General features: G+C 60.0%; 28 protein-coding genes. 18 read left to right on the forward strand and 10 right to left on the reverse strand.

Translation table 11 applies throughout. The features are described from left to right. Positions 1-95: 95 nt before the first annotated feature. The gene (locus MRBLMR1_RS16535; RefSeq protein WP_148142883.1) at positions 96-1,112 is read right to left on the reverse strand and encodes a polyprenyl synthetase family protein; all 1,017 of its coding nucleotides are present in this window, start codon (positions 1,110-1,112) and stop codon (positions 96-98) included. A 97-nt stretch (positions 1,113-1,209) separates the two neighbouring features. Between MRBLMR1_RS16535 and MRBLMR1_RS16540 the strand changes: the two genes are divergently transcribed. Together MRBLMR1_RS16540 and MRBLMR1_RS16545 are read left to right on the forward strand one after the other, a co-directional pair. Continuing rightward, positions 1,210-1,431 carry a putative signal transducing protein gene (locus MRBLMR1_RS16540; RefSeq protein WP_148142882.1) on the forward strand — a complete coding sequence of 74 codons (222 nt, stop codon included), beginning with the start codon at positions 1,210-1,212 and terminating at the stop codon, positions 1,429-1,431. Further along, positions 1,428-2,261: a tRNA1(Val) (adenine(37)-N6)-methyltransferase gene (locus tag MRBLMR1_RS16545; RefSeq protein WP_148142881.1), complete on the forward strand. Its 834-nt coding sequence runs from the start codon at positions 1,428-1,430 to the stop codon at positions 2,259-2,261. The genes MRBLMR1_RS16540 and MRBLMR1_RS16545 overlap by 4 nt, the downstream gene beginning before the upstream one ends. On the opposite strand, the gene MRBLMR1_RS16550 is transcribed toward MRBLMR1_RS16545, so the two are convergent. After that, positions 2,230-3,570 carry an Nramp family divalent metal transporter gene (locus tag MRBLMR1_RS16550; protein WP_183684978.1) on the reverse strand — a complete coding sequence of 447 codons (1,341 nt, stop codon included), beginning with the start codon at positions 3,568-3,570 and terminating at the stop codon, positions 2,230-2,232. The genes MRBLMR1_RS16545 and MRBLMR1_RS16550 overlap by 32 nt on opposite strands. Before the next feature lie 157 nt (positions 3,571-3,727). Between MRBLMR1_RS16550 and MRBLMR1_RS16555 the strand changes: the two genes are divergently transcribed. From MRBLMR1_RS16555 to MRBLMR1_RS16615, 13 genes are all read left to right on the forward strand, one after another. Next, positions 3,728-4,594, forward strand: a complete 867-nt coding sequence (locus MRBLMR1_RS16555; RefSeq protein WP_148142879.1) for a S49 family peptidase — start codon at positions 3,728-3,730, stop codon at positions 4,592-4,594. Positions 4,595-4,651: 57 nt separating this feature from the next. Further along, positions 4,652-4,843: a hypothetical protein gene (locus tag MRBLMR1_RS16560; RefSeq protein WP_148142878.1), complete on the forward strand. Its 192-nt coding sequence runs from the start codon at positions 4,652-4,654 to the stop codon at positions 4,841-4,843. A gap of 54 nt (positions 4,844-4,897) precedes the next feature. Continuing rightward, positions 4,898-5,128: an AbrB/MazE/SpoVT family DNA-binding domain-containing protein gene (locus MRBLMR1_RS16565; RefSeq protein WP_148142877.1), complete on the forward strand. Its 231-nt coding sequence runs from the start codon at positions 4,898-4,900 to the stop codon at positions 5,126-5,128. Beyond that, positions 5,128-5,532 carry a PIN domain-containing protein gene (locus MRBLMR1_RS16570; protein WP_148142876.1) on the forward strand — a complete coding sequence of 135 codons (405 nt, stop codon included), beginning with the start codon at positions 5,128-5,130 and terminating at the stop codon, positions 5,530-5,532. The genes MRBLMR1_RS16565 and MRBLMR1_RS16570 overlap by 1 nt, the downstream gene beginning before the upstream one ends. 83 nt (positions 5,533-5,615) lie before the next feature. After that, positions 5,616-6,572, forward strand: a complete 957-nt coding sequence (locus MRBLMR1_RS16575) for a glycine--tRNA ligase subunit alpha (RefSeq protein WP_148142875.1) — start codon at positions 5,616-5,618, stop codon at positions 6,570-6,572. 85 nt (positions 6,573-6,657) lie between these two features. Beyond that, entirely contained in the window at positions 6,658-7,209 is a 552-nt protein-coding gene (locus MRBLMR1_RS16580) for a LemA family protein (protein WP_148142874.1), read from the forward strand. Between the two features lie 14 nt (positions 7,210-7,223). Next, positions 7,224-9,143, forward strand: coding sequence for a DUF2207 domain-containing protein (locus tag MRBLMR1_RS16585; protein ID WP_148142873.1), 1,920 nt, complete (start codon positions 7,224-7,226; stop codon positions 9,141-9,143). 64 nt (positions 9,144-9,207) lie between these two features. Next, positions 9,208-9,426 carry an antitoxin MazE family protein gene (locus tag MRBLMR1_RS16590; RefSeq protein ID WP_148142872.1) on the forward strand — a complete coding sequence of 73 codons (219 nt, stop codon included), beginning with the start codon at positions 9,208-9,210 and terminating at the stop codon, positions 9,424-9,426. 2 nt (positions 9,427-9,428) lie between these two features. Then, complete coding sequence (locus MRBLMR1_RS16595; protein ID WP_148142871.1) at positions 9,429-9,752, forward strand: type II toxin-antitoxin system PemK/MazF family toxin; 324 nt, start codon at positions 9,429-9,431, stop codon at positions 9,750-9,752. A 110-nt stretch (positions 9,753-9,862) separates the two neighbouring features. Further along, entirely contained in the window at positions 9,863-12,016 is a 2,154-nt protein-coding gene (gene glyS / locus MRBLMR1_RS16600; protein WP_148142870.1) for a glycine--tRNA ligase subunit beta, read from the forward strand. A gap of 121 nt (positions 12,017-12,137) precedes the next feature. After that, positions 12,138-12,383 carry a type II toxin-antitoxin system ParD family antitoxin gene (locus MRBLMR1_RS16605; RefSeq protein WP_148142869.1) on the forward strand — a complete coding sequence of 82 codons (246 nt, stop codon included), beginning with the start codon at positions 12,138-12,140 and terminating at the stop codon, positions 12,381-12,383. Continuing rightward, the gene (locus tag MRBLMR1_RS16610; protein WP_148142868.1) at positions 12,380-12,685 is read left to right on the forward strand and encodes a type II toxin-antitoxin system RelE/ParE family toxin; all 306 of its coding nucleotides are present in this window, start codon (positions 12,380-12,382) and stop codon (positions 12,683-12,685) included. The genes MRBLMR1_RS16605 and MRBLMR1_RS16610 overlap by 4 nt, the downstream gene beginning before the upstream one ends. Beyond that, positions 12,682-13,176: a 2-thiouracil desulfurase family protein gene (locus tag MRBLMR1_RS16615; RefSeq protein WP_148142867.1), complete on the forward strand. Its 495-nt coding sequence runs from the start codon at positions 12,682-12,684 to the stop codon at positions 13,174-13,176. The genes MRBLMR1_RS16610 and MRBLMR1_RS16615 overlap by 4 nt, the downstream gene beginning before the upstream one ends. Positions 13,177-13,330: 154 nt before the next feature. Here the strand turns inward: MRBLMR1_RS16615 and MRBLMR1_RS16620 are convergent, their stop codons facing one another. The 4 genes from MRBLMR1_RS16620 to MRBLMR1_RS16635 form a co-directional block, all read right to left on the reverse strand. Continuing rightward, entirely contained in the window at positions 13,331-15,163 is a 1,833-nt protein-coding gene (locus MRBLMR1_RS16620; RefSeq protein ID WP_148142866.1) for a methyl-accepting chemotaxis protein, read from the reverse strand. Between the two features lie 279 nt (positions 15,164-15,442). Next, the gene (locus MRBLMR1_RS16625) at positions 15,443-15,919 is read right to left on the reverse strand and encodes a plant virulence effector HPE1-like domain-containing protein (protein WP_148142865.1); all 477 of its coding nucleotides are present in this window, start codon (positions 15,917-15,919) and stop codon (positions 15,443-15,445) included. 126 nt (positions 15,920-16,045) lie between these two features. Continuing rightward, complete coding sequence (gene purD / locus MRBLMR1_RS16630; protein WP_148142864.1) at positions 16,046-17,317, reverse strand: phosphoribosylamine--glycine ligase; 1,272 nt, start codon at positions 17,315-17,317, stop codon at positions 16,046-16,048. A gap of 155 nt (positions 17,318-17,472) precedes the next feature. After that, positions 17,473-17,655 (reverse strand): hypothetical protein, encoded by a 183-nt coding sequence (locus tag MRBLMR1_RS16635; RefSeq protein WP_148142863.1) that lies wholly within the window; start codon positions 17,653-17,655, stop codon positions 17,473-17,475. Between the two features lie 227 nt (positions 17,656-17,882). Here MRBLMR1_RS16635 and MRBLMR1_RS16640 point away from each other — a divergent pair, with 227 nt between their 5' ends. The 3 genes from MRBLMR1_RS16640 (at position 17,883) to ubiA (ending at position 22,780) form a co-directional block, all read left to right on the forward strand. Continuing rightward, positions 17,883-20,183, forward strand: coding sequence for a Tex family protein (locus MRBLMR1_RS16640; protein WP_148142862.1), 2,301 nt, complete (start codon positions 17,883-17,885; stop codon positions 20,181-20,183). Positions 20,184-20,355: 172 nt separating this feature from the next. Beyond that, positions 20,356-21,612, forward strand: a complete 1,257-nt coding sequence (locus MRBLMR1_RS16645) for a cyclopropane fatty acid synthase (RefSeq protein ID WP_148142861.1) — start codon at positions 20,356-20,358, stop codon at positions 21,610-21,612. 217 nt (positions 21,613-21,829) lie between these two features. Continuing rightward, on the forward strand, positions 21,830-22,780 hold the full coding sequence (gene ubiA, locus MRBLMR1_RS16650; RefSeq protein WP_148142926.1) for a 4-hydroxybenzoate octaprenyltransferase: 951 nt from the start codon (positions 21,830-21,832) through the stop codon (positions 22,778-22,780). Positions 22,781-22,862: 82 nt separating this feature from the next. Here ubiA and MRBLMR1_RS16655 read toward each other — a convergent pair whose 3' ends face one another. From MRBLMR1_RS16655 to MRBLMR1_RS16670, 4 genes are all read right to left on the reverse strand, one after another. Beyond that, a complete protein-coding gene (locus MRBLMR1_RS16655; protein WP_148142860.1) occupies positions 22,863-23,429 on the reverse strand; it encodes a DUF6101 family protein in 567 nt (188 codons plus the stop codon). A gap of 315 nt (positions 23,430-23,744) precedes the next feature. After that, entirely contained in the window at positions 23,745-24,125 is a 381-nt protein-coding gene (locus MRBLMR1_RS16660; RefSeq protein ID WP_148142859.1) for a winged helix-turn-helix domain-containing protein, read from the reverse strand. After that, positions 24,122-25,582 (reverse strand): FAD-binding oxidoreductase, encoded by a 1,461-nt coding sequence (locus MRBLMR1_RS16665; RefSeq protein WP_500065311.1) that lies wholly within the window; start codon positions 25,580-25,582, stop codon positions 24,122-24,124. Before MRBLMR1_RS16665 ends, MRBLMR1_RS16660 begins: the two co-directional genes overlap by 4 nt. Before the next feature lie 2 nt (positions 25,583-25,584). Then, positions 25,585-26,577, reverse strand: coding sequence for an L-threonylcarbamoyladenylate synthase (locus MRBLMR1_RS16670; RefSeq protein ID WP_148142858.1), 993 nt, complete (start codon positions 26,575-26,577; stop codon positions 25,585-25,587). Between the last annotated feature and the right edge of the window lie 7 nt (positions 26,578-26,584).

Here is a 26,584-nt window from a genome sequence, read left to right on the forward strand (position 1 = left end):
AATGATTCATAACAGAATGGCTTTTTTGAAGCAGGTCCGCAAGGAAATCTGCCGTGAGCTCAGCTATCCCCAGAAGGGTTGTCACGGCAGATTGATCAGTTCACCCGCTGGATGGTGAAGTCGATGACTTCCATCATCGCATCCTTCAGCGGACCGGCCGGAAGCGGAGCCAGCGCATCGCGGGCGATCTTGCCGTAATGCAGGGCGCGCGCGATCGTATCCTTCAGCGCGTCGTGCCTGGTAATCAGACCTAGCGCCTTTTCGAGGTTCTGGTCGCTGCTTTCACCCTTTTCGATGGCGCTGCGCCAGAAGGCTTGTTCTTCCTGCGTGCCGCGACGGAAGGCGAGGATGACGGGAAGTGTGATCTTGCCCTCGCGGAAATCGTCGCCGACATTCTTGCCGAGATCAGCAGCATTGCCGCCATAATCCAGCGCATCGTCGACCATCTGGAAGGCATAACCGAGGTTCATGCCGTAGGAGCGCAGGGCCGAACGGCTTGCCTTGTCTGCATTGGCGATGATCGGGCCGACTTCGGCAGCCGCGGCAAACAGTGCCGCTGTCTTGGCGCGGATGACGGAGAGATAATCGTCTTCGGTCGTTTCGAGATTCTTGGCGACGGAAAGCTGCAGAACTTCACCTTCGGCGATCACGGCGGCTGCTGTCGCAAGCACGTCGAGCGCTTCGAGCGAACCGACATCGACCATCATCTTGAACGCCTGGCCGAGCAGAAAATCGCCGACGAGAACGCTTGCCTGATTGCCCCAGATCATCCGTGCTGTGGACTTGCCGCGGCGCAGATCGCTTTCGTCGACCACGTCGTCATGCAGAAGCGTCGCCGTATGCATGAACTCGACCGAGGTCGCGAGCCTCACATGGCCTTCGCCCTGGTAACCGAACATCGAGGCCGATGCGAGCGTCAGCATCGGGCGCAGCCGCTTGCCGCCGGAAGAGATCAGGTGGTTGGCCACTTCCGGGATCATCTGTACATCCGAGCCGGCCTTAGACAGGATCAGCTGGTTGACGCGATCCATGTCCGCCTTGGTGAGATCCACCAGCGGCTTTACGGATGCAGATTTGTTTTTGCCTTCTTCAAGCGGTATGACGACGCCCAAGTTCAGGCCTCCCTGGAAATGTATGAGACGAGACTAGTAACGTCGTCATAGGGCGGTAGGGCAAAAACATAAAGGGCTTTTCACGAAAGGGTGCCTGATGATCGAGCTTATCCGCACCAATGATGTCGTCACGCTGTCACTTGCGGAAAGCCTGATGAAAGATGCCGGCATACATTGCCTCGTCGCCGATCAGTCGATGAGCGTGCTGGAAGGTTCGCTTGGCCTCCTGCAGCGCCGTCTTCTGGTGGAAGAGTCGCGTTCGCAAGAGGCCCGCACAATCCTTACTGATGCCGGCCTGGAGACCGAACTGCGGTCATGAGCACATCCGATCTGATCAAGTCCAAGCCGCAGGTAGACTTCACCATCGATGCCTTCCATCGTGGCCGCTTCCACGTTGTACAGCCGAAAAATGAAGGGCATCGCTCTGGTGTGGACGCCATGCTGCTTGCCTCGCTGGTATCGGGCGACGGGCCAGCAAGCGTTGCCGATCTAGGCTCCGGGGCAGGAGCGGCGGGTCTCGCGGTCGCCTCGCGGCTTGGTGGGGCACACGTCCTCCTGGTCGAAAAATTTCCGGTCATGGCGGATTATGCCAGACGAAGCATCGCTCTGCCCGAAAACGCCTTCCTGGCGGACCGCGTGGATGTGCTCGAGGCGGACGTGAGCCTGACCGGCAAGGCCCGGGTCGCAGCAGGTCTTGAAGACGAGGTTCACGATCACGTCATCATGAACCCGCCCTTCAATCATGCCGGGGATCGCAGGACCCCCGACAACCTGAAGGCAGAGGCGCATGCGATGACGGATGGCCTGTTCGAGGCCTGGCTGAAGACTGCGGGCGCTATCATGAAATCCGGCGGGCAGCTGTCGCTGATCGCACGGCCTGAATCCATTGCCGATATTCTGGCAGCTTGCGGAAAGCGTTTTGGCGGCGTCGAAATCACCCCCGTCCATCCGCGCCCCGGCGAGGATGCGACCCGCATTCTCGTGACGGCGATCAAGGGATCGAAGGCAAGGCTGATATTCCGCGCACCGCTTGTCGTGCATGGTCCAGACGGCCATTCGTTCAGCGCCGATGTCGACGACCTGAACAATGGCCGTTCGGCCTATCTGCGTCGCACTGTCAGCCGCTCACCACGTCGATCAGCAGTTTGACATTGAGCGCGGCAATGGCGAGGGCGATCAGGTAGGCAAGTGCCGCCAGCCAGCGTGGCGCGACCAGCGCACCCATCTTCGCCTTGCTGGTGGTGAACATCACCAGCGGAAAGACGGCGAAGGAAAGCTGCAGGCTGAGCACGACCTGGGTGAGGATCAGAAGTTCGGACGTTCCAGCATCGCCATACCAGATGGTGACGATACCGGCCGGCACGATCGCAATTGCCCGCGTCACCACGCGCCGGACCCACGGCTTCAGCTTGATATGCAGAAAACCTTCCATGACGATCTGCCCGGCAAGCGTTGCCGTCACCGTCGAGTTGAGGCCGCAGCAGAGCAGGGCGATGCCGAAGAAGACCGGCGCCAGAGCGAGGCCAAGGATGGGCGACAGGAGCGCATTTGCCTGGCCGAGTTCAACCACATTGGTGTGCCCGTTGGCATTGAAGGCTGCTGCCGCAAGGATGAGAATGGCGGCATTGATCATCAGCGCGAAGGTGAGCGCAACCGTGGAATCGATCGTCGCGAATTTGAGCGCCTCGCGCTTTTCCGGCACCGTCTTGCCGAAATCACGCGTCTGCACGATGCCGGAATGCAGGTAGAGATTATGCGGCATGACGGTCGCGCCTAAAATGCCGAGCGCCAGATAGAGCATTTCGGGGTTTTTGACGATCTCCGTCGTCGGCACGAAGCCGAACGCGACCTCAGACCAGACCGGATCTGCAAAGAAGATCTGCACGCCGAAACAGACGGCGATGACCCCGAGCAGGGTAATGATGAAGGCCTCGACCCAGCGAAAACCGAGCCTCTGCAGATAGAGGATGAGAAACACGTCGAGCGAGGTGACGAGAACGCCGACTTCCAGCGAGATGCCAAAAATCAGGTTGAGCCCGATCGCGGTGCCTATCACCTCGGCAATGTCCGTGGCGATGATGGCGATCTCCGCCAAAGCCCAGAGAACGACCGAGACCGACCGCGGAAAGGCATCACGGCAAGCTTGCGCCAAATCGCGGCCCGAGGCGATCGCCAGTCGGGCGCAGAGCGATTGCAGCACGATCGCCATCAGGTTGGAAAGCAGCGCGACAGAAAGCAGCGCGTAACCGAATTTCGACCCGCCGGCGAGCGAGGTGGCCCAGTTGCCGGGATCCATGTAACCGACTGCGACCAGATAACCCGGACCCGCGAAGGCAAGGACACGTCTCAGTTTCGAGCCGTGGCGGGTGACATTGACCGATTGATAGACATCCGACAGCGACGCCTCGCGGGCATCTTGCCGCCAGCCACTCTCGGTCTTTATGCGGGAGAAATCCATGTAATCCTCGGATGGGCAATAACGGCATCTTGCTTGTTTGGAATGAAATTGCAAGTCATTCGCAATAAGCCGTAAACCTTCGTTGGAACACAGCGATTGCACTTGCCGTTCCAATGCCTACATGCATTGCTGAACCGATATTCTGGAAGGATCTTAAATGGCTGGCTTGTTCAATCGTCTGCTCCCGAAGCGTTTTCGCAAGAAGGGATTGGCGATACCCGTCGTTCGCCTGCATGGCGCGATCATGACGGGCGGAAACCAGTTCAAGCCGACATTGAGCCTGGCGACGGCAGCCCCGATGCTGGAAAAGGCCTTCGCCAACAAGGAGGCTCCGGTTGTTGCCATCTCGGTGAATTCCCCGGGCGGCTCGCCCGTGCAGTCGCGGCTGATCTTCCAGCGCATCCGGGCGCTTGCCGAGGAAAAGCAGAAGAAGGTGCTGATCTTCGTCGAGGATGTTGCGGCCTCCGGGGGCTATATGATCGCGCTTGCGGGCGACGAGATCTTTGCCGACCCGACCTCGATCGTCGGTTCGATCGGTGTCGTCTCCGGCGGCTTCGGTTTTCCTGAAATGCTGAAGAAGATCGGCATCGAGCGCCGCGTCTATACCGCCGGTGAAAACAAGGTCATCCTCGATCCGTTTCAGCCGGAAAAGGATAGCGATATCGAATATCTGAAGACGCTGCAGGTCGAGATCCACAAGGTCTTCATCGACATGGTCAAGATGCGCCGCGGGGAGCGTCTGTCCGATGACGGGGAAATATTCTCCGGCCTGTTCTGGACGGGCTCGAAAAGTCTGGAACTCGGCCTGATTGACGGGCTGGGCGACATGCGCGAAGTCTTGAAACGCCGCTTCGGCAAGGATGTCCGCCTCGAACTGATCGGCAGCGCCCGCACCCTGTTCGGCAAGCGTCTGCCCGGCGTGGAAATGACCACACCCGCCTTTGGTGAAATCGCCGCGCAGGCGGGGGCGGGACTTGCCGCCAGTATCGAAGAAAGGGCATTGTGGAGCCGATACGGGCTCTGACGCCCGACACGTCTCGTTTGAGAGCGGGGCGCATTTGCATAAGGACTTCGAGGGGAAATGGCCCAGCTCATATTCATGGCCGTGCTGATCTGCGGCGGATGGATGCTTTACAAGCGCTTCATCAAGGACGCGGAGAAACTGACGGCACGCCGCAAGCAGCAGGAAAAGGAACGCCAGACCGGCGCCGTCGGCACGCTGGAGAAGGATCCGGTGACGGGCGAGTATCGGGTGAAGAAGGAAGAGGAATAGCTGAAAAGCCTGCGGTTTTCTGTTATGGTGCGCAGATCCCGACTGGAGATGACCATGCGCGTGACAAAGTGGAATGACGCTCTGGCAGTGCAGATACCCGACGACGTGGCAAAATCGCTCGGCCTCAAGGAGGGCGATGAGATAACAGTCCGTGTCGCCGAGGGGCCTGTCTTGGAAATCGGACGCGACGAAGAGCGTCTGCAGGCGCTGGAACGCATCAAGGCCTCAAAATTCAAGCTGCCGCCGAACTGGAAATTTGATCGCGATGAGGCCAATGAACGTTGATGCCGGCGATCGCCAATTTCCTGGACACGAATATTCTCGTCTATGCTCTGGCTGACGACGAGAAGTCGTCCGTAGCACAGGGTTTGATGAAGAGGCCGTTTGTTTTAAGCGTGCAGGCCTTGAACGAATTCGCAAATGTTGGCCGCCGTAAGCTGGACTTGTCGTGGGAGCGGGTGTCCGGCCATGTGGAAGATATCGTGATTGCGGCGCGTTTGATTTTGCCCGTCGAGCCGGAATTCACCAGAGCTGCTTTGCGGTTGGCTCCGCGTTACAAGCTGGCCTTCTATGATGCGCTGATGGTCGCGGCCGCGCGGAGCGCAGGTTGCAGCGCTTATTATTCGGAAGACCTGCACCATGGCCTCATCATCGATGGCCAGCTGACGGTCATAAATCCATTCCGCTGAGCGGCTTCGGCTATAAATCCTTGACCCGTTCTCCCTCGCGTGGCACTCGTCCGCATCCTCAATCAAACGATGCCGATATGCCCATGACCGATCTGCCAGAACATATGGACCCCAAGCGCTCCTTCCAGGCGCTTATCCTGACGCTCCATAATTATTGGGCGGACAAGGGCTGCGCCGTTCTGCAGCCTTACGACATGGAGGTCGGTGCCGGTACCTTCCATCCCGCGACCACTTTGCGTGCGCTTGGTCCCAAGCCGTGGAAGGCAGCTTACGTTCAGCCGTCGCGCCGCCCGTCCGACGGTCGTTACGGCGAAAATCCGAACCGCCTGCAGCATTATTACCAGTATCAGGTCATCCTGAAGCCGAACCCTTCCAACCTGCAGGAGCTTTATCTCGGCTCGCTGAAGGCGATCGGCCTCGATCCGCTTCTGCATGACGTGCGTTTCGTCGAGGATGACTGGGAAAGCCCGACGCTCGGCGCCTGGGGTCTCGGCTGGGAATGCTGGTGCGACGGCATGGAAGTCTCGCAGTTCACTTACTTCCAGCAGGTCTGCGGCATCGAATGCTCGCCGGTTGCCGGCGAGTTGACCTATGGTCTTGAACGCCTCGCCATGTATGTCCAAGGCGTCGACAACGTCTATGACCTGAATTTCAACGGCCGCGAAGGCGAAGAGAAGATTTCCTATGGCGACGTCTTCCTGCAGGCAGAGCAGGAATATTCCCGCCATAACTTCGAATACGCCAATACCGAAATGCTGCATCGCCACTTCATCGACGCGGAAAAGGAATGCCAGGCGCTTCTCGCTGCCGGTGCACCGGGCGACAATGCCAACCAGATGCTGCACAAATGCGTCTTCCCGGCTTACGACCAATGCATCAAGGCATCCCACGTCTTCAACCTGCTTGATGCCCGCGGCGTCATCTCGGTCACCGAGCGCCAGAGCTACATCCTGCGCGTCCGCACGCTGGCAAAGGCCTGCGGCGAGGCTTTCCTGCTGACGGATGCCGGTGGTGCGAATTTCGGCGAAAAGGCCGCCTGATCCTGCCGATCATCAATTTCCGGTGACAACCCGGCTTTAGCGACATAGTCTCCCCCGCGGTTTAGGTACCTCGGGGGATTTTTTTATGTACATCGCGCTAGGCCTTATCGCGCTCGTCGCTCTCTACATCATCGTCATTTATAACGGCCTCGTCCGCGCGCGGCAGATGGCGGAAGAGGCCTGGTCCGGCATCGACGTACAGCTTAAGCGTCGCGCCGATCTCATCCCCAACCTGATCGAGACGGTGAAGGGTTATGCGGCTCACGAGAAGGGCACGCTTGAAGAGGTGGTGAAGCTGCGCAATCAGGCTCAGGCGGTGCCCACCGGCGATGTCGTCGGTCGTGCGCAGGCGGAAGGCCTGCTTTCCCAGGCGCTCGGCAAATTGTTCGCGCTCGCAGAAGCCTATCCGGACCTCAAGGCCAACCAGAATTTCGCCGAGCTGCAGACTTCGCTGGAGACGATCGAAAGCGAGATCCAGATGGCGCGACGTTATTACAACGGCTCGGCGCGTGACCTGAACATCAAGGTCGAGAGCTTTCCCGCCAATCTTGTCGCCGGCCCCTTCGGCTTTTCTAAGCGCGAGTATTTCGAGATCGAAAACGAGGCCGATCGCGCCGTTCCCAGCGTGAAATTCTAAAGCGGAGGTCGCTGATGTTTCGGCGCCTTGTTCTCGCCCTTGCCTTGGCTCTGGCAGGTTACCTTCCGGCTGCTGCGGAGGAATATATCCGCAGCTACAATTCGGATATCCGGATCGCTGCCGATGGCGAATTGACTGTGACCGAGACGATCACCGTCAACGCCGAGGGAAACCGCATCCGCCGCGGCATATTTCGCGATTTCCCGATGACCATGGAGGATGCGAAAGGCCGCACGATCAGAGTCGGTTTCGAGCCCGTCTCCGTCACCCGCGATGGCCGCCCGGAAGCCTTTCACACGGAAACCATCTCCCGTGGCATCCGCATCTATACCGGTGGCGAAAACACCTTTCTGTCTCCCGGCGTGCACACCTATGCCATCACCTACAGAACCAACCGGCAGATCCGTTATTTCGACAATCATGACGAGCTGTACTGGAACGCGACCGGCAATGGCTGGCAGTTCCGCATCGCACAGGCTTCGGCGCGGGTGACGCTGCCGGGTGGCAGGGTCACGGATACCACTGCCTTTACCGGTGCCTACGGTTCCACCGCCCGCGACGTCCGCGCAAGCACTTCTGGCAGCCAGGCGACATTCACCACGACCCGCCCGCTGGGCAGTGAGGAAGGCCTCACGATTGTCGTCGGCTTCCCCAAGGGCATCGTTACAGCACCTTCCGCGGATCAGGAGAGTGCGTGGTGGTGGCGTGACAACCTTAACCTGTTCCTTGCCCTCGGTGGCCTCGCCGTCGTTGCGTTTTATTACTTCATGGTTTGGCGGAGAGTTGGCCGTGACCCGCAAGGCGGCGTCATCGTGCCGCGCTGGGATACACCGGCCGGCATCTCGCCGGCGCTGGTCAACTATATCGACAACAAGGGATTTTCCGGCGGCGGCTGGACGGCATTTTCAGCCAGCCTGCTCGATCTCGCGGTCAAAGGCTATCTGACGCTCGAAGACCTCAAATCGCGGGTTGTCGTCAGGATCAGCGACAGAAAGCCGCTGAAGGATCTTCCCTCCGGACAAAAGAGCATGCTGTTCCAAATGGGGGCGGCCGGCGATACGTTCGCGATCGAGAAGTCGAATGGTGAGCGGGTGCAGGAGATCGGCAAAGCCTTTCGCCAGGCGATCGAAAAGGAGCATCGAGGCAAGTATTACCGGCATAACACCGCCTATATCGTGCTTGGCGTGCTCCTGAGCCTGATGGCCGCCGCCGCGCTGCTGATCTTTGGCGATATCGATCCGGATGATCTCGGCCTGCTGCTTCCCGCCGTCCTCTTTGGAGGCTTCTGGTCCTTCTTTGCGGTCACTGCCGGCAAGTCGCTACTGCGGAAGAAAACCATTGCCGCCCGTATCGTCGCGATCATCTCGCTTGCCATGTTCGGCCTTGTCGCCTTTTCCATCGGCGGGACTTTCATCGTCGGCATGATCGACAGCATCGGGGATGGCCAGTGGCCGGTCTTCGCCGGCATCGGCGGCCTTGTTCTTGTCAATGTGCTGTTCTTCTTCCTGATGGGCGCGCCGACCCCGCTCGGCCGCAAGCTGATGGATGAGATCGAAGGCCTGCGAACCTATCTGACGGTTGCCGAAAAGGACCGGATGAACATGGCCGGCGCCCCTTCCATGTCACCGCAGCATTTCGAAAAGCTGTTGCCCTATGCTGTTGCGCTCGGTGTGGAGAAGCCGTGGAGCGAGGCATTCGAGGCATGGCTGGCAACGGCGGTTGCCGCCGGTGCCGCAGCCTATAGCTCGACCTGGTATCACGGTGACGGTTTCGGCAGTTTTGGCGATCGCATCGGCGGCTTCTCGTCATCCATGTCGCAGACCATCCAGTCCACCATCCCGACCCCGAAATCCTCGTCGTCTTCCTCCGGCTTCTCGACAGGTGGCGGTTTTTCCGGCGGCGGGGGCGGCGGTGGAGGCGGTGGAGGATGGTAGCTGCTGCTTGAATTTTGCAAGCTGATCGACTACGTTACATGTAACGTGACCCTTGGAGGTGAAAATGCCCGCTTCCGTTGGCAGAAGAGTACAGAAGCATCGGGATGCCCTGAGAGCATCCGGTCTGCGTCCGGTGCAGATTTGGGTACCCGATACGCGTCAGCCGGGGTTTGCGGCGGAATGCCGCCGTCAGGCCAAAATTGCCGCCGCCGCGGATGCCGCCGATCGTGATCTCGATGCAATTCTGGATGCGACGCTTGCCGACCTTGATGACGAAGGCTGACAATGCGGCGTGGCGATCTCGTTACCGTTGCGGTCTCTGGTGATTTCGGTAAACCACGCCCGGCGTTAGTTATCCAATCGGACCTATTTGACGACACCGCCACGGTGACAGTGCTGCTTATTTCTTCCGCTCTTGTCGAGGCGCCGTTGATACGGGTGAGGGTTGAGCCTTCTTCTTTAAACGGCCTGCAGAAGACCTCCCAGATCATGATCGACAAGGCCATGTCGGTAAAGCGTGACAAGCTCGGCCTCGTTATCGGCCGCCTCGAAGACGAAACGCTGCTTGCCGTCACCAGATCGCTTGCGGTGTTTCTCGGCCTGGTCTGAGCTTTACCGGCGGCCTAGCCGCCACTTTCCCAATCAGACCTGATGACTTTTGCGGATGGGCTTGCTAAGCCCGCCACGTCATTATTTTTAAGCGCAAAGACTTGAGCCCCATGCCCGACCTGCTTCTAGAACTTCGCTCCGAGGAAATTCCCGCCCGCATGCAGCGCAAGGCGGCGGGTGACCTGAAAAAGCTCGTGACCGACGCGCTGGTGGATGCAGGCCTGACCTATGAGGGTGCGCGCGAATACTGGACGCCGCGTCGCCTGACGCTCGATATTCGCGGCCTGACCGCACGCTCCGCCGATCTGCGCGAGGAGATCAAGGGGCCGTCCACCAAGGCGCCGGAACAGGCGATCGCCGGGTTCCTGCGCAAGGCCGGTCTTTCCGATATCTCTGAAGCCCAGGTCGCGACCGATCCGAAGAAAGGCGATTTCTATGTCGCCATCGTCTCCAAGGCCGGCCGAGCGGCGGAAGAGATCATTGCAGACGTGATGCCCGGCATCATCCGTTCCTTCCCCTGGCCGAAATCGATGCGCTCCGGTTTCGCCTCCATGCCAAAGGGTTCGAGCTATGGCGGCGTCGAGGGCAAGGGTTCGGAAAGTCTGCGCTGGGTGCGTCCGCTGCAGTCGATCATCTGCACATTCGGCTCCGAGCATGACGAGACGAAAATCATCCCGTTCGAGATCGACGGTATCGTGGCCGGCAATGTGACCTATGGCCACCGTTTCCACGCGCCGGAAGCGATTACCGTTCGCCGCTTCGATGATTATGTCGCAAGTCTGGAAAAGGCGAAGGTCATGCTCGATGCCGACCGCCGCAAGGACATGATCCTGCACGATGCGCGTGATCTGGCTTTCGCAAGCGGTCTGGATCTGGTCGAGGACGAAGGCCTGCTTGAAGAGGTTTCCGGTCTGGTCGAATGGCCGCATGTGCTGATGGGCACGTTCGAGAAGGACTACCTCGAAATCCCGGCGGAAATCATTCGCCTGACGATCAAGACCAACCAGAAATGCTTCGTCACCCGGCCGCAGGGCGCGGAAGAGGGTCTTTCGAACCATTTCATCCTGATCTCGAATATTGATGCCAAGGACGGCGGCAAGGAAATCATTCACGGCAACGGCAAGGTCGTGCGCGCACGTCTCTCCGACGCCAAGCATTTCTGGACCCGCGACCAGAGCGACATTCCCGATCTAGGCACACTGGTGGAGTCTGCGAAGAAATTCGATCTCGACCTGAAGAAGCCTCTCGACCAGCGCATGGCCAAGCTCGATGCGCTGAACGTGACGTTCCATGCCAAGCTCGGCACGCAGGGTGAACGCGTTGCCCGCATCCGCGCGCTTGCCAAGGAATTGGCCCCTATCGTCGGCGCCGACCCGATCCTCGTCGATCGTGCAGCTGTGCTCGCCAAGGCTGACCTTCGCACAGAGGCCGTCGGCGAATTCCCCGAACTGCAGGGCCTGATGGGCCGCCGTTATGCCGGTCTGCAGGGCGAAAACGAATCCGTCGCGATTGCCATCGAGGATCACTACAAGCCGCAAGGCCCGTCCGACCGCGTGCCTAAGGACAAGGTTGCGATCACTGTGGCGCTCGCCGACAAGCTCGATACGCTTACCGGCTTCTGGGCCATCGACGAAAAGCCGACCGGCTCGAAGGACCCGTATGCGCTGCGCCGTGCGGCTCTGGGTGTTGTGCGCATTCTCTTGGAGCGGAGTGTCGAGCTGCCGCTGCTGGCGACCACGAAGGATGCCGACCTTCTGTCCTTCTTCCACGACCGCTTGAAAGTCTATCTGCGCGATATGGGCGCCCGTCACGACATCATCGATTCCGTGCTGACGCCTGAGACCGATGATCTCCTGCTCGCAGCCCGTCGGGCCGAAGCGCTGACCTCCTTCATCTCCTCCGAAGACGGCCAGAACCTGCTGGCTGGCACCAAGCGCGCCACGCAGCTGCTTGCCGCCGAAGAGAAGAAGGGCACCGTTATTGCCGAGGGCGTTTCCGACGAACTCCTGAAGCTCGATGCCGAAAAGGCGCTTTGGGCTGCGGTCCAGGTGGCCTCGAAGGAAGCCTCCGAAGCGGTATCGAAGAAAGAATACCGCTCCGCCATGGAAGCCCTGTCGCAGCTGCGCGCACCGGTCGACAAATTCTTCGAGGATGTTCTGGTCAACGACGAGGACACCGCCATCCGCGCCAACCGCCTTGCTCTTCTGAAGGCCATCCGCGAGGCGACCGGCACGGTTGCGGATTTCTCCAAGATCAGCGGGTAAGGCGCGGCTCTGCGGAAGCAGAGGCGATCGATCCGAACTTTCAAAAGCCCCGCTAATCCGGGGCTTTTTTCTGCGCTGCGCTCCGTGTTAAACTGAGTGTGGATTTCTCCAGGAGCCTTCGATGAACAAGCCCGTGCAAGTGACCGTCAGCGATCAGGCCGCAAGCTTCGTCTCGCGCGAGTTGGAAAGCGGACGCTTCGATACCGTTGACGAGGTTATCGAGGCGGGGCTTCGCATGCTCGAGGAAGAGCAGATGAAGATCGAAAGGCTGCGCGAGCTGCTGATCGAGAGCGAGAATAGCCGCCCTGCGCATTACGTCGATCGGGATGAGTTCCTGTCCCGGATGCGTGAAAAGCATGGGCAATGAAAGTCTATCGTCTACGCCCGACTGCCGAGGCAGATCTTGACGATATCTGGTTATATACTGCCAATACCTTGTCCACTGAGCAGGCTGAGACCTATGTCTCCCGCTTGTTCGATATGTTCGTTTTGCTTGGGACCAATCAAGGTCTCGGGCAACAGGTAGATACGATCATGCCCGGCTATCGCCGCTTTCTATGCGACCACCATCTCATTTTTTATGTATGCGCTGATGACGGGCAGGTCGAAATCGCCCGTATCCTCCACGAAAAGGTCGATATCCGCCGCCATCTCGACGAACAGCAATGACAGTCTCCAAAATCCTCATCAGCGCCTGCCTTCTCGGCCATGCCGTCCGTTATGATGGCAAGGGAAAGCCGCTCTTCCATCCGGCGATCGATCGCTGGCGGGAGGACGGGAGGCTGGTGACGATCTGCCCGGAGCTTGCCGGCGGCATGAGCGTGCCGCGGCCGCCTGCCGAGATCGAGAAGGGCATGACCGGGGCCGATGTGCTTGAGGGGCGGGCGCGGGTCATGGAAATCACCGGAGGCGATGTGACCGAGGCCTTTGTCGCGGGGGCCCATCACGCGCTGGCATTTGCTCAGGCGCATGGCTGCACCCACGCGCTTCTGATCGACGGCAGTCCATCCTGCGGCTCGGGCTTTATCTATGACGGATCGTTCGGCGGGCAGAGGCACGCAGGCAACGGCGTGACGGCGGCGCTTCTGGAGCAGGCGGGTATTATCGTGCGTTCCGATCGTCAGGTGGAGGAACTGGTCGAGCTGCTGGCAAAAGCCTGATCTCGCCCATTCGCAGCTATCGCACTGACCCCGAAAAGGTCCTGAAAAAGAGAAAGCCGCCGGACCATATTGTCCTGACGGCTTTCATCCCCGCGTCCCCCGCGTAACTTGGTGAGGACTCCGCCCGACTAGGGCGGAACCTCGATAGTGTAAATTAGCTTGCCATGCGCATCTGGCCGGCCATGTCGCGCAGGCTGTCGGCGTGCTTCGAACCGCTGACGCGGAAGCCTCGGATCAGGTTCAGGAGGTCCTCGGTATCGACTGCGAGCGCTTCCGCAGAGGCCGTGGTCTCTTCCGCCATGGCGGCGTTCTGCTGGGTTGCCTGGTCGAGATGGTTGAGCGACGAGGAGATCGAACGCAGTGTCGAATCCTGCTCTGCGGCGGAATCGGCGATCTTGCTGACGATGTCGCTTGCCGCCTTTACCTGGCTCGAAATTCGCTTGAGCGCTTCGCCGGCCTCGCCCACCAGGCGAACGCCATTTTCCACCTGATGCGAGGAATGCGAGATCTGGTCCTTGATCTCCTTGGCGGCGGCTGCCGAACGCTGGGCGAGTTCACGCACTTCCTGGGCGACAACGGCAAAGCCTTTGCCGCTTTCGCCGGCACGCGCAGCCTCGACGCCGGCATTGAGCGCGAGCAGGTTGGTCTGGAAGGCGATCTCGTCGATGACGCCGATGATCTTGGAAATCTCGCCGGAGGATTGCTCGATACCGCTCATCGCCTCGATCGCTTCGGCGACCACGGCATCGCTGCGGTTCGCTTCGCCGCTGACCGTGACGACCCGCTGGGCCGCCTCGCGAGCGCCGTCAGCGGTCTGCTTGACGGCAACCGTCAGTTCGTCGAGAGCCGCCGAAGTTTCTTCCAGACTTGCCGCCTGGCGCTCGGTGCGCTGCGACAGCTCGTTGGAAGCGCGACGGATTTCCTCCTTCGAGCCGCCGATATCGATGCCCTTGGCATTGACCTTGGACATGGCCGCTTCGAGATGGCCGAGCGCCTCGTTGAAGTTGTCGCGCAGGCCGGCATAGCGACTGCCGAGATCGCCGCAGCGAACCGTGAGGTCGCCCTTGGCGAGGTTTTCGAGAGCGGAGCCGATCGTGGAGACGACGCGGGCCTGCAATTTGGCCTCGTCGCGCTGCATGTCGAGGTTCTGCTGGCGCTCGCCGTCGAGTTCCTCCTGTTGGCGCTGCTGGCGTTCTTCCATCGCATGGCGCTCGCGCACCTTCTGCTGCAGGGCTTCGGTGGCGCGGGCCATCAGGCCCACTTCGTTCGTCATGCCCGTGTGCGGGATCTTGAGATTGACATCCTCGTCGGCAACGGCGTTCAGCGCGTTGCGGATATCGCTGAGCGGTCCGGAAATGTTGCGGATGACAATCAGTGCAAGGATGGCGGCAAGCACAAGGATGCCGGCTCCGATGCCGACGGCCTTCATGATGTCCGAGCGGACCTGTGCTTCGAGGTCATCGACATAGACGCCGGTAACGAGAACCAACTGCCAGGGTTCGAAAGCGAGCGCATAGGAGCTCTTGCGGAAATCCTCGCCCTGTTCGCCGGGCTTGGGCCCAAGGAAGTCTGCAGTGCCGCCCCCGGCACGGGCGAGCTTGACCAACTCGTCGCGATACATGAAGCCCTGGCTGTCGGGCTTGCCCTTGAAATTCTGGCCGAGACGCTTGGGGTCCGGATGCAGGCGCATCGTCACGTCATAGTCATAGGCATAGAGATAACCGTCCGGCTTGAAGGTCATGGCGGAGACAGCTGCGAAGGCCTGTTTCTGGGCGTCCTCGCGCGTCAGCTCGCCGGCCGCTTCACGCTCCTGGAATTTCTTCAGAATGCCGATGCCGGATTCCACTTGGCTGCGCAGCATTCCGTAACGCTCTGCATAGATCGCGCTGGTGGATGCGCGTAGTTCGAAATAGGTACCGACCGCGAAGGCGACCATTAATGTCAGCACGAGCAGGACGAGCTGATGGGAGATCTTCAGGTTCTTCATGGAATCCTCGCGACCATACCGACCGCCGTTGTCCGGCAGCCGAATAAACTTCAAGTGTTGGGAAGGAGCGCATCCTGCGCAAAATTCGTGCTGCATCGCACAAGGCTAAAAATGCCCTGTATCTTTGAATAAAAATTTAAGTTTTTGGCGGATGGCCGATGATAACGGATATATTATCGAACGTTATCGCGAATTTTCAGCCCGATAGGGAATTTAACAAGTCAGGGTAGAAGTATTAGGAATAATGTATCTTGCGGATGGCGAAATAAGCAGCTCTCGTTATTCACTCAACCTAAGTGGAGTGTCTTTTATCTTCTGCTCGCTGAAGGTGCTTTTCTCCACGGCGCCTGTCTTTGACTCAAGGTCGATCGGGTCAGCTTGATGGCTCGCGGTCTGGACCTCTGTCTGGACATATCTGCCGCTCGTGGTCGCAATCACAGCCTGCATCTGATCGATGTTCATCCAGTCCGGTACCTTGCTGATATGGACGACCGGCGAGCCGCCCATCCAAGCATCGGTACGTACGATCTTCTTCTGGCCGTCGATCTCCATAAGCGAGACCGATTGGATGCTGCCTTTCAGCTCGGGAACCTTGTAGTTACTGTCTTCGGCCTTCTTGAGAGGAGGGCAGGTTTCGCAAGTCAAGCTCAGCATGCTTGGGGTCGTTCCCTGCGTATTGCCCGGAAATGGCATGACAGACTGCGCCTGGGCAGTACCGGCGAAAAGCACGAAGGCTGTGAGGGCCAGATGGCGCATTATGCAAATCCTCTCTTTGCATCATGCTTAGTCCATCAGTGGTTTCGATCCCGTCAGGAGAACCGGTAAATAACGGCTTAAACTGTAACGATCGGCCGCATCACCAGAAGGCATGCGGCCAAGCTGTCAGGAATTCTCGCGCGCGGCCGCACGCCAGCCGATATCGCGGCGGCAGAAACCGTTTTCCCAGGTGATGCCTTCTACGAGCGAATAGGCCCCGGCCTGTGCCTCGCGGACATTATGGCCGATCGCCGTAACGTTGAGCACCCGGCCGCCGGTCGCTACCAGCTGTCCGTCCTTGATCGCCGTGCCGGCATGGAAGATCTTCTCGCCCCTTGCTGTTGCCGGCAATTTGGCGATCGGCGTGTTCTTGTCATAGGCAGCGGGATAACCCTTGGATGCCATGACGACGCTCAGCGCCACATCGTCGCTCCACAGCGCCTCGACTTGATTGAGAGTGCCGGTTGCGGCGGCATAGAGCAGTTCGAGAAGATCGCTCTTCAGCCGCATCATCAGCACCTGGCATTCCGGGTCGCCGAAGCGGACATTGTATTCGATCAGTTCCGGACCCTTCTGGGTGATCATCAGGCCGGCAAAGAACACGCCGGTAAACGGATGGCCGCTTTCCGCCATGCCGCGGATGGTCGGCTCGATAATTTCCTTCATCGTCCGCTCGACCATTTCGGGCGTCATCACCGGGGCAGGGGAGTAAGCGCCCATGCCGCCTGTATTCGGCCCGGTATCGCCGTCGCCGACGCGCTTGTGGTCCTGCGCGGTTGCCAGCGCCAGCGCGGTCTTGCCGTCGGAAAGGCAGAAGAAGCTCGCCTCCTCGCCATCGAGATAGGCCTCGACCACGACTTCCGCACCGGCTGCCCCGAAGGCGCCGTCGAAGCAGTCGTCGATTGCGGCAAGTGCTTCTTCGACCGTCATCGCAACGGTGACACCCTTGCCGGCGGCAAGCCCGTCCGCCTTGACGACGATCGGCGCGCCTTGCTCGGTCACATAAGCCTTGGCTTCCTCACCATTGGTGAAGCGGCGGTAGGCGCCGGTCGGGATATTGTAGCGGGCGCAGATATCCTTGGTGAAACCCTTGGAGCCTTCGAGCTGGGCTGCCGCGGCCGATGGTCCAAATACGACGATGTTCTTGGAACGCAAGACGTCGGCGATACCGGCCACCAGCGGGCCTTCCGGACCGACCACGACGAAGTCGATACCGTTGGTCAGGCAGAATTCGGCAACTGCGCCGTGATCATCGACGTCAAGGGAAGCAATCTGGGCATGTTCCGCGATACCGGGATTGCCCGGAGCGGCATAAAGGGCAGTCAGTTTGGGAGACTGTGCAAGCTTCCACGCCAGTGCATGTTCGCGGCCGCCTGAGCCGATCAGCAGAACCTTCATAAACCGCCCTCATGGTTGTTTCACTGGGGCGGTTAAGGCCCGTTGCCGCAAAGGTCAAGGGTCTGCGGCCGATATGCACCCGGTTGGCGGCCGGCCCCACAGGGATAACAGGGTCGGCACCGCCTTGATGATATGTTTCTAGAGCGTGCATGCTCCTACCGGCGCAACGCCAGTGTCGTTTCGAAAATCAGTCGGTTTCTATAGGCGAGGAAGGGAACCGGTTCGTCTCTTTTGGCCGCATCTTTTATCTTTTCGCTCAGGTAGATGATGGCGGCCTCAAGCTCTTCGGAGCCCACCGCCTCATCACGGGCGAGTTGGGTGGCGATTCTTCTGGGCATTCATACCTCCATGCGTACCGCATCATGCGGCGTCGCTAACTATAGGTGGCGCGACGAATGCGAGAAGATGTCACGTCTTTATCCACCGGGTGACGGTTATCGATTTGTGAATGCCGGTCCGTTTTGGCACAGGCTGCTTCATCATCCTGTGAGCGCAGGGAAAGGCGGTGTTGTCTTGCCGCAAAGTTTGACTATGGTCGCGCCTCCCGATCTAGACGAGGACTTCCATGGCCGCCGACATCCAGAAACTCAGCCTTGCGATTGCCGCAGAAATCAACGCGCGCCCGGATCAGGCCAAGGCGGCGATCGGTTTGCTGGATGAAGGCGCGACGGTTCCCTTCATCGCGCGCTATCGTAAGGAAGTGACCGGTGGCCTCGACGATACGCAGCTTCGCAATCTTGCCGAGCGCCTCGTCTATCTACGCGAACTGGAAGCGCGCCGCGTCTCGATCGTCGACAGCATCAATACCCAGGGCAAGATGACCGACGAACTGGCGGCCAAGCTGGCCGGTGCCGTCACCAAGGCCGAACTCGAAGACCTTTATCTTCCCTACAAGCCGAAGCGCCGCACCCGCGCCGAGATCGCCCGCGAACGTGGCCTTGGCCCGCTCGCCGAAGCCATCTGGGCCGATCGCAACGCCGACCCGGCAAAGCTTGCGCAAGACTATGTTCAGGGTGAAGTCGCCGACCTGAAGACGGCGCTCGATGGCGCGCGCGATATCGTTGCCGAAACCATCTCCGAAAATGCCGATCTTCTCGGCCGCCTGCGCCAGCATATGCGCGATGGCGCCGTTCTCCGCGCCAAGGTGGTCGATGGCAAGCAGGAGGCGGGCGCAAAGTTCGCCGACTATTTCGATCACACGGAGCGCTGGGCAACCGTTCCCGGCCACCGTGCACTCGCCATGCTGCGCGGCTGGAATGAGGAAATGCTAACGCTGACGATAGATGTCGATGCCGACGACACATCCCCGGTCAAGCCGGCACAGCGCATCATTGCCGCTGCGTTTGAAATCCGCGGCTCTGGCAAGGGCGACCTGTGGCTGATGGAGGCTGCCGGCTGGACCTGGCGCGTCAAGCTCTCTGTCTCCCTGTCGCTCGATCTGATGCGGGAAATGCGCGAGCGCTCCGAAGAGGATGCAATTCACGTCTTCGCGCGTAATCTCAAGGACCTGCTTCTGGCCGCTCCTGCCGGTTCCCGCTCGACCATGGGCCTCGATCCGGGCATCCGCACTGGCGTCAAGGTCGCGATCGTCGATGCCACCGGCAAGCTGATCGACACCTCGACCGTCTATCCTTTCCCGCCGAAGAACGACCTGCGCGGTACCCAGGCTGAACTTGCCTCGCTGATCCGCAAGCATGATGTCGAACTGATCGCCATCGGCAACGGTACCGGCAGCCGCGAGACGGAAAAGCTGGTGGCCGATATGCTGTCATCCCTTCCGGGGGCCAGGCCGACCAAGGTTATCGTGTCGGAAGCCGGCGCCTCGGTCTATTCCGCCTCGGAAACGGCAGCCGCCGAATTCCCGGGGCTCGACGTGTCGCTGCGCGGCGCGGTCTCCATCGCCCGCCGCCTGCAGGACCCGCTGGCCGAACTCGTCAAGATCGAACCCAAGGCGATCGGCGTCGGCCAGTACCAGCACGACGTCGATCAGGGCAAACTCGCCCGCTCGCTCGATGCCGTCGTCGAAGATGCGGTGAATGCCGTTGGCGTCGATCTCAACATGGCGTCTGCGCCGCTGCTTGCCCGCGTTTCGGGCTTGAGTAAATCCATTGCTGAAGCGATTGTTGCCCATCGCGATTTGAACGGCGCTTTCGAAAGCCGCAAGGATCTTCTGAAGGTTGCACGCCTGGGTAACCGTACCTTCGAACAGGCGGCAGGCTTCCTGCGTATTCCGAATGGCAAGGAACCGCTCGATGCCTCTTCCGTCCACCCGGAAGCCTATGGCGTGGCGAAGAAGATCGTTGCCGCCTGCGGTCGCGACCTGCGTGCGCTGATGGGCGACAGTGCGGCGCTGAAGGCTGTCGATCCGCGCCAGTTCATCGACGAGCAGTTCGGTCTGCCGACCGTGAAGGACATCATCGCCGAACTGGAAAAGCCCGGGCGTGACCCGCGCCCGAGCTTCAAGACCGCCACCTTTGCAGACGGTATCGACGAGATCACCGATCTCAAGCCCGGCATGCTGCTGGAAGGTACCGTGACGAACGTTGCGGCCTTCGGCGCTTTCGTCGATATCGGCGTGCATCAGGACGGTCTCGTACACGTCTCGCAACTGGCCGACAAGTTCGTCAAGGACCCGCATGAAGTCGTCAAGGCGGGTGATGTGGTGAAGGTCAAGGTGGTCGAGGTGGACGTCAAGCGCAAGCGAATCGGCTTGACAATGCGCAAGGATGGAGGCGAAAGCGCCCCGCCGCCGCGTGGTCCGGGCAAAAATGAACGCCCCGCCAATCAAAAATTCATGAAGACCGAAAAGCCTTCTTCACAAGGCGCTTTCGGCGCAGCGCTCGCAGAAGCTTTAAAAAAGCGCTGAATTTTACAAGCTTCGATGTCATTGCTACCATTAGGTGTGCGCCGTCAAACAACCCGTTTGACGGCGTGCTGTTTCGTGTCATTTTCATGACCGGAATGTGCTTGCAGTCCGAGGAATAGACGCTAGATTTCGAAAAATAGTAAGGTTCCCTTAGTATTCAGGAGGTGGGTCCGTGAACTCGTCCCTTCACGATCTTCTTAGCAAAATCATCAAGATAGGCACTCTCACCGTCCGTGGGACGGGAGGCGAACAGCGATATGGAGGAGGGGGAGGTCGGTCGGTGGCCATCCGCTTCACCGACGAGGCATCGGAATTGGCGCTTCTGCGTGATCCGCAGTTGCAACTCGGCCAGCTCTACATGGATGGCCGTCTCCTTGTGGAAGAAGGCGACATCTATGAGTTCCTGGCCCTGATCAAGGACAACACCCTGTCCGAAGGCCTGACATTCGGCATGATCGTCCGCGGCATCGGCCGCATGATCGAGGCGCAGTTCCGTAATCGCGTTCCGATCAACCACAATCGCAAGAACGTCTCGCATCACTACGATCTCGACGAAAAGCTGTTCTCGCTGTTTCTCGACGAGGACTGGCAATATTCCTGCGCCTACTTCAACCCGCCCGGCATTTCACTGGACGAGGCGCAGATCGCCAAGAAACGCCATATCGTGGCAAAGCTTCTGGCAGAGCCCGGCCAGAAGGCGCTGGAAATCGGCTCCGGCTGGGGCGGCATGGCGATGTATCTGTCGGAAAGCTCCGGCATCGACGTGACCGGCATCACGCTGTCGACCGAGCAACTGAAGATTTCCCGCGAACGAGCCGCCAGGCGGGGTCTCGCCAACAGCGTCCGTTTCGAGTTGCAGGACTATTATTACCTGCCGCCGACCAAGAGCTACGATCGCATCGTCTCCGTCGGAATGTTCGAACATGTCGGCCGCCTGAACTACAAAAAGTTCTTCAACAAGGTGAACGATGTGCTCGCCGATGACGGCGTGATGGTGTTGCATTCGATCGGCCAGCCCTATCCGGCGATCTACAACAATCCGTGGATCGAAAAGTACATCTTCCCGGGCGGTTATATCCCGTCTCTGGCGGAAGTGCTTCCGGCGATCGAAAAGGCGGGACTGCTGGTCTCCGACGTTGAAATCCTGCCAATGCATTACGCCTATACGCTGCGCCACTGGCGCGAGCGCTTCATGGCCAACAGGGAAAAGGCCGCAGCGCTTTATGACGACCGTTTCGTCAGGATGTGGGAATTCTATCTCGCAGCGTCCGAAATGGCCTTCACCCACGAAGCCTTCCACATCTTCCAGATCCAGATCGTCAAGAAGCGCCAGGCCGTGCCTGATACGCGCGACTACATCTATGAGCGGGAAGCCGAGTTGCGGGCGTTTGAACAGAGCCGGTTGCCGCTGGACAAGATTGCGGTGTGATGGTGGCCCAGCTGGGGGCAGAAGACCCCTGCCAACCCTCCCCACAAGGGGGAGGGCTTAACCCGGCCGATCCTTCCGGTGAGAAATTGGCAAGAGGCCGCCACGGGTCTTCTCCCCCTTGTGGGGGAGATGGCCGGCAGGCCAGAGGGGACTTGAAGGTGATGATTCTTCCATCTCCTTGACCACCCCAAATCCCCGGCGCTAGAACCTCGGCATGATGACAAACGCCCCAAATGATGCCGCTCGCGTGGCCGATGCCCCTTCCGATAATTTTGTCTATCGCGTGCTGCCGCGATCGCTATGGGGATATTCCCAGCTTGCCCGCTGGGACCGCCCGATCGGCTGGCAGCTTCTGATGTGGCCGTGCTTCTGGTCCATCGCTCTTGCGGCGGACGCGGCACCCGATGGTCTGGAGCCATCGGCAGGCACGATCATATTCTATCTTTTCCTGATGTTCATCGGCTCGGTCGCCATGCGTGGCGCGGGCTGTGCCTATAACGATCTCGTCGACCACGATATCGACATGGAAGTGGCGCGCACCCGCTCGCGCCCGCTGCCATCTGGTCGTGTGTCCCGTTTCGGTGCCAAGGTGTTCATCGTTCTGCAGGCGCTGGTCGGACTGCTTGTCCTCATTCAGTTCAACACCTTCTCGATCGTGCTCGGCATAGCCTCGCTCGCTGTCGTCGCCATCTATCCCTTTGCCAAACGTTTTACCGATTGGCCGCAGTTCTTCCTTGGGCTCGCATTCTCCTGGGGCGCGCTGATGGGCTGGGCGGCAATCTTCGGATCGCTCTCCTGGGCGCCGGTGTTTCTCTATATCGGTGCCGTTGCCTGGACGATCGGTTACGACACGATCTATGCCTATCAGGATATCGAGGATGATGAACTGATCGGTGTTCGCTCTACTGCACGGCTGTTCGGTGACAAGGCAAAACCCTGCCTTGTCGGGCTCTACGGCGTCACCGTCCTGTTTCTTTTCTTGTCCTTTATCGCAGCCGGTGCCGGTTTCTTCGCCTATGTCGGGCTGATTGCTATGGTCATTATGCTCGGCTGGCAGATTCTCATTCTGGATATCCGCAATACCGCCCAGTGCCGGGACCTGTTCCTCTCCAACAATCGTGTCGGCGCAATCCTCTTTGCTGGCCTGCTTCTCTCGCTCATTTTCTGAGACAGCGATGATGCTGAACTGAGAAAGCCCGGCTTGTTGAAGCCGGGCTTTGCGCTGCGCCTTGCAGGTTCAGGGGACGGTCCTACCGGCGCGCGATGATTTCCCGGCCTTCGATCCTCAGCGCGACGCCGAGGCTGCCGGTCGTGCGGCGAACGAGGAAGCGGGGACGCCTTGCGGCGAAATAGGAGTGACGGCGGCGCTGCTTGGTGCCATGGTTGCGCACGTCGCCGATATGGTTTTCGAGCGGACGGGCAACGCCATCGGCTTCAACCATCAGCATCGGAATATGAAAGGCTTCAGACCACGAGCGCCAGTCGGCTGCGATATCGCAGAGATCATGCGCGACGAGAAGCGGGATGCAGAGATCAGGATCGTCGTGATGGAGTTCGAGCGTGACGGTGACTTCACCGTCGCCATGGTCGATCGCACGGGCGGCGACACCCTTGAACGCGCGCGCCGGCAGGGCGAAGGACAGCGGCAGACCGCTACCCGGAAGGATCTTGCGCAGCACGGCGCCGCGCTCGTCGATGGTGATCGTGACATCTCCTGAGGTCTCGCGCAGCGAATAGGTAATCTGCTGCGGAAAACGAGACGGATCGAGCCTCAATGTCGACCCTGCCCAATCGGGCTTCAGAACGGTTTTGCTCATCGCTTTATGCTACCCTTGTTTTACCTGAGAGCCGCTTCCGGTTTCCCGTATTCGTTTCTCTGCGGGACTTTTGTCCTCTGATGGGCTCACATTAGGCGGCGGGGTTGCGAAAACCCCTTAAAAATCGCGGTTAAGGAAAGTTTGCCTTGGTGGATGGTTACCGAATGCCGCAATTATCGCGGTTTCTGAAGGGTGAACGCGTCAGCTTGGATTGAAGGCGTATCGCCGTGAGACACGCCCTTGCGATCGCGTTTTCGGGTCTGTGGAAAACCGTCCGGATCGCCGATTATGCAGGCCGAAAGCCTGGGACAAAAATCAGCTGTCGTCTTTTTTGGAGAAGGGTGTGAAGGCCGCGTCGATATTGGACGACAGCCACGCCAGATCCTCGTCGGCGGCTTTGAGCATGGCGGCTTCCATCCGTCGATAGCGTGAAAGAAGCTCCCGGCCGAACTCGGTAAGGCCGGCCCCACCGCCGCTTTTTCCACCATGGCGGGTAAAGATCGAAGGTTCGCGGAACATCCGGTTAATCTCGTCCGAAAGCAGCCATGCGCGCCGGTAGGACATGCCGATCGAAGCTCCGGCGGCGCGGATGGAACCGTGTTCCTCGATCAGTTCTAGCAGTTGTGCCTTTCCCGGCCCGAGCCTGACGCCGATATCGAAATCGATGCGGATCGTGGTTTTCCGGATATGGCTCATGGGGCGATGATCACCTTGCCCGGGTTCATGATGCCGACCGGATCGAAGGAGTTCTTGATCCGGGCCATCAGTTCCATCTCGATCGGCGAGCGGATATGCGCAAGCTCGTCACGCTTCAACTGGCCGATGCCATGCTCGGCGGAAATCGATCCTCCCGCTTGGAGCACGATCGTATGGACGATCTCGTTGATCTCGCGCCAGCGGTCGAGAAACGCCTGCTTGTCGGCGCCAACGGGCTGGGAGATGTTGTAGTGGATATTGCCGTCGCCCATATGGCCGAAGGCGCAGACGCGGGCGCCAGGCATGGCCGCCAGAACCGCCTTTTCGGCCTCGGCCATGAACTGCGGGATCTTCGACACCGGCACCGACACGTCGTGCTTGATCGATCCGCCTTCCGGCTTCTGAGCGCCCGACATGCTTTCGCGCATCGTCCACAGTGCCTTCTGCTGCGCAACCGAGCTTGCGATCACCGCATCGCGCACCAGGCCGGCCTCGAAACCCTGCTCCAGCAGCGAATGGACCATGACTTCGGCAGTTTCGGCTGAATCCGAGGTCGAGATGTCGATCAGCACATACCACGGATGCGGTTCCGACAGCGGATCGCGCACGCCCTCGATATGGCGCGAGGTGAACTCGATGCCGATCCGCGGCATCAGCTCGAAACCGGTGAGCGCCATGCCGCACAGCGTCGAGGCCTTGTCGAACAGCGCGAGCGCGTCTTCGGTCGAGGCGACACCGGCAAGCGCCACCTGATGGCCGACCGGGCGGGGAAAGAGTTTCAGCACCGCGCCGGTAATGATGCCGAGCGTGCCTTCCGCGCCGATGAAGAGATCGCGCAGGTCGTAGCCGGTATTGTCCTTCTTCAGACGACGCAAGCCATCCCAGATCTCGCCGGTCGGAAGCACGACTTCCAGCCCGAGGCAGAGCTGGCGCATGTTGCCATAGGCAAGCACAGCCGTCCCCCCTGCATTGGTGGAAAGATTGCCGCCGATGCGGCAGGAGCCTTCCGACCCGAGCGAAAGCGGAAACAGCCGGTTCACCTCTTCCGCCGCCTTCTGCACATCGGCAAGGATCGCGCCGCCATCGGCAACCAGCACATTGGCCACCGGATCGACGTCGCGGATGCGGTTCATCCGGGCAAGCGATATGATGACGTCATTGCCGCCGGCGCGTGGTGTCTGTCCGCCGACAAGACCGGTATTGCCGGTCTGCGGCACGATGGCGGTGCCGGTTTCGCTGGCGAGTTTCAGGATCGCCGAGACCTCTTGCGTCGAGGCAGGCTTCAGAAGCAGCGGCGAGGAACCCTTGTAGAGACCACGATCCTCCACCAGATGCGGGGCAAGGCCTGCCGCATCGCGGATCACATTGGCATCTCCGACAATCGCGGCAAAACGGTCGATCAGTCCCGAAGCCATCTCTGAACCGGCCTTTGCGCTCTCGCCTGCTGCATTGTCCATTTTCATTCCTCTCCGTCGCGTGGTGCGGCTGCCCGTCCAAGCCTGTCATTGATCGCTTCGCCCAGTCCCTCGTTCGGGATCGGCGCAACCGCGATGCTTGAGGCACCGCTGGCATCCGCGCGCTTCAGGTATTCGAACAGGTTGGCCGCCGCCTGCGCAAGGTCGGCCGATGGGCTGAGGTCGAGATCGATCGCAGCCTTTTCCGCACCAGCAACCGGCTGGCCACCGAAACGGATCAGCGCTTCGCCCGGTTCGATTGCCGTCGCGTCGAGACGCACGGTAGCGCCCGGCGCATAATGCGAGGCGAGCATGCCCGGCGCCTCGATGATCGCGGCAGGGCCTGAGCGACGCTCAAGGTCACGCCCGGCAACATCGGCGATATGCATGGCCGCAAGACCACCGGGCCTCAGAAGCAGGATCGCGCCGGTTTCGGGATCGACGCGGATGATCGTCGACTCGACGCCGACTGGCGAAGAGCCGCCGTCGATGATCAGTTGAAGCTTGTCGCCGAGGTCGTCCATCACATGGCGTGCCGAGGTCGGGCTGATCTTGCCGGACGTGTTGGCGCTTGGTGCCGCAAGCGGCCGGCCGAAATCGCGGATCAGGTCGTTGGCAAAACCTTCCGGGCAGCGAAGCCCGACCGTTTCCAGCCCCGCGGTTGCCAGCGGATGGATGGTGCTGTCTTTCCTGAGCGGCAGGACAATGGTCAGCGGACCGGGCCAGAAGGTTTCGGCCAACTTTCTCGACGCCGGATCGAACACCGCGTACCGCTCGGCCATCTCGATATCGCAGACATGGCAGATGAGCGGATTGAACTGCGGACGCCCCTTGGTCTCGTAGATGTGCGAGATCGCATCGGCGCGCGTCGCATCCGCGGCAAGGCCGTAGACCGTTTCGGTCGGAATGGCGACGGGAAAACCGTCATTGAGCACGCGGCTTGCCTCGCTGATGGCGCGCTGGGGCTCATGGGTGATGTTTATGATTTCGGCTGTCATGCCGCTG

The sequence above is a fragment of the Neorhizobium sp. LMR1-1-1.1 genome (assembly GCF_040675795.1).
GTDB classification, from domain to species: Bacteria; Pseudomonadota; Alphaproteobacteria; order Rhizobiales; family Rhizobiaceae; genus Neorhizobium; species Neorhizobium cellulosilyticum.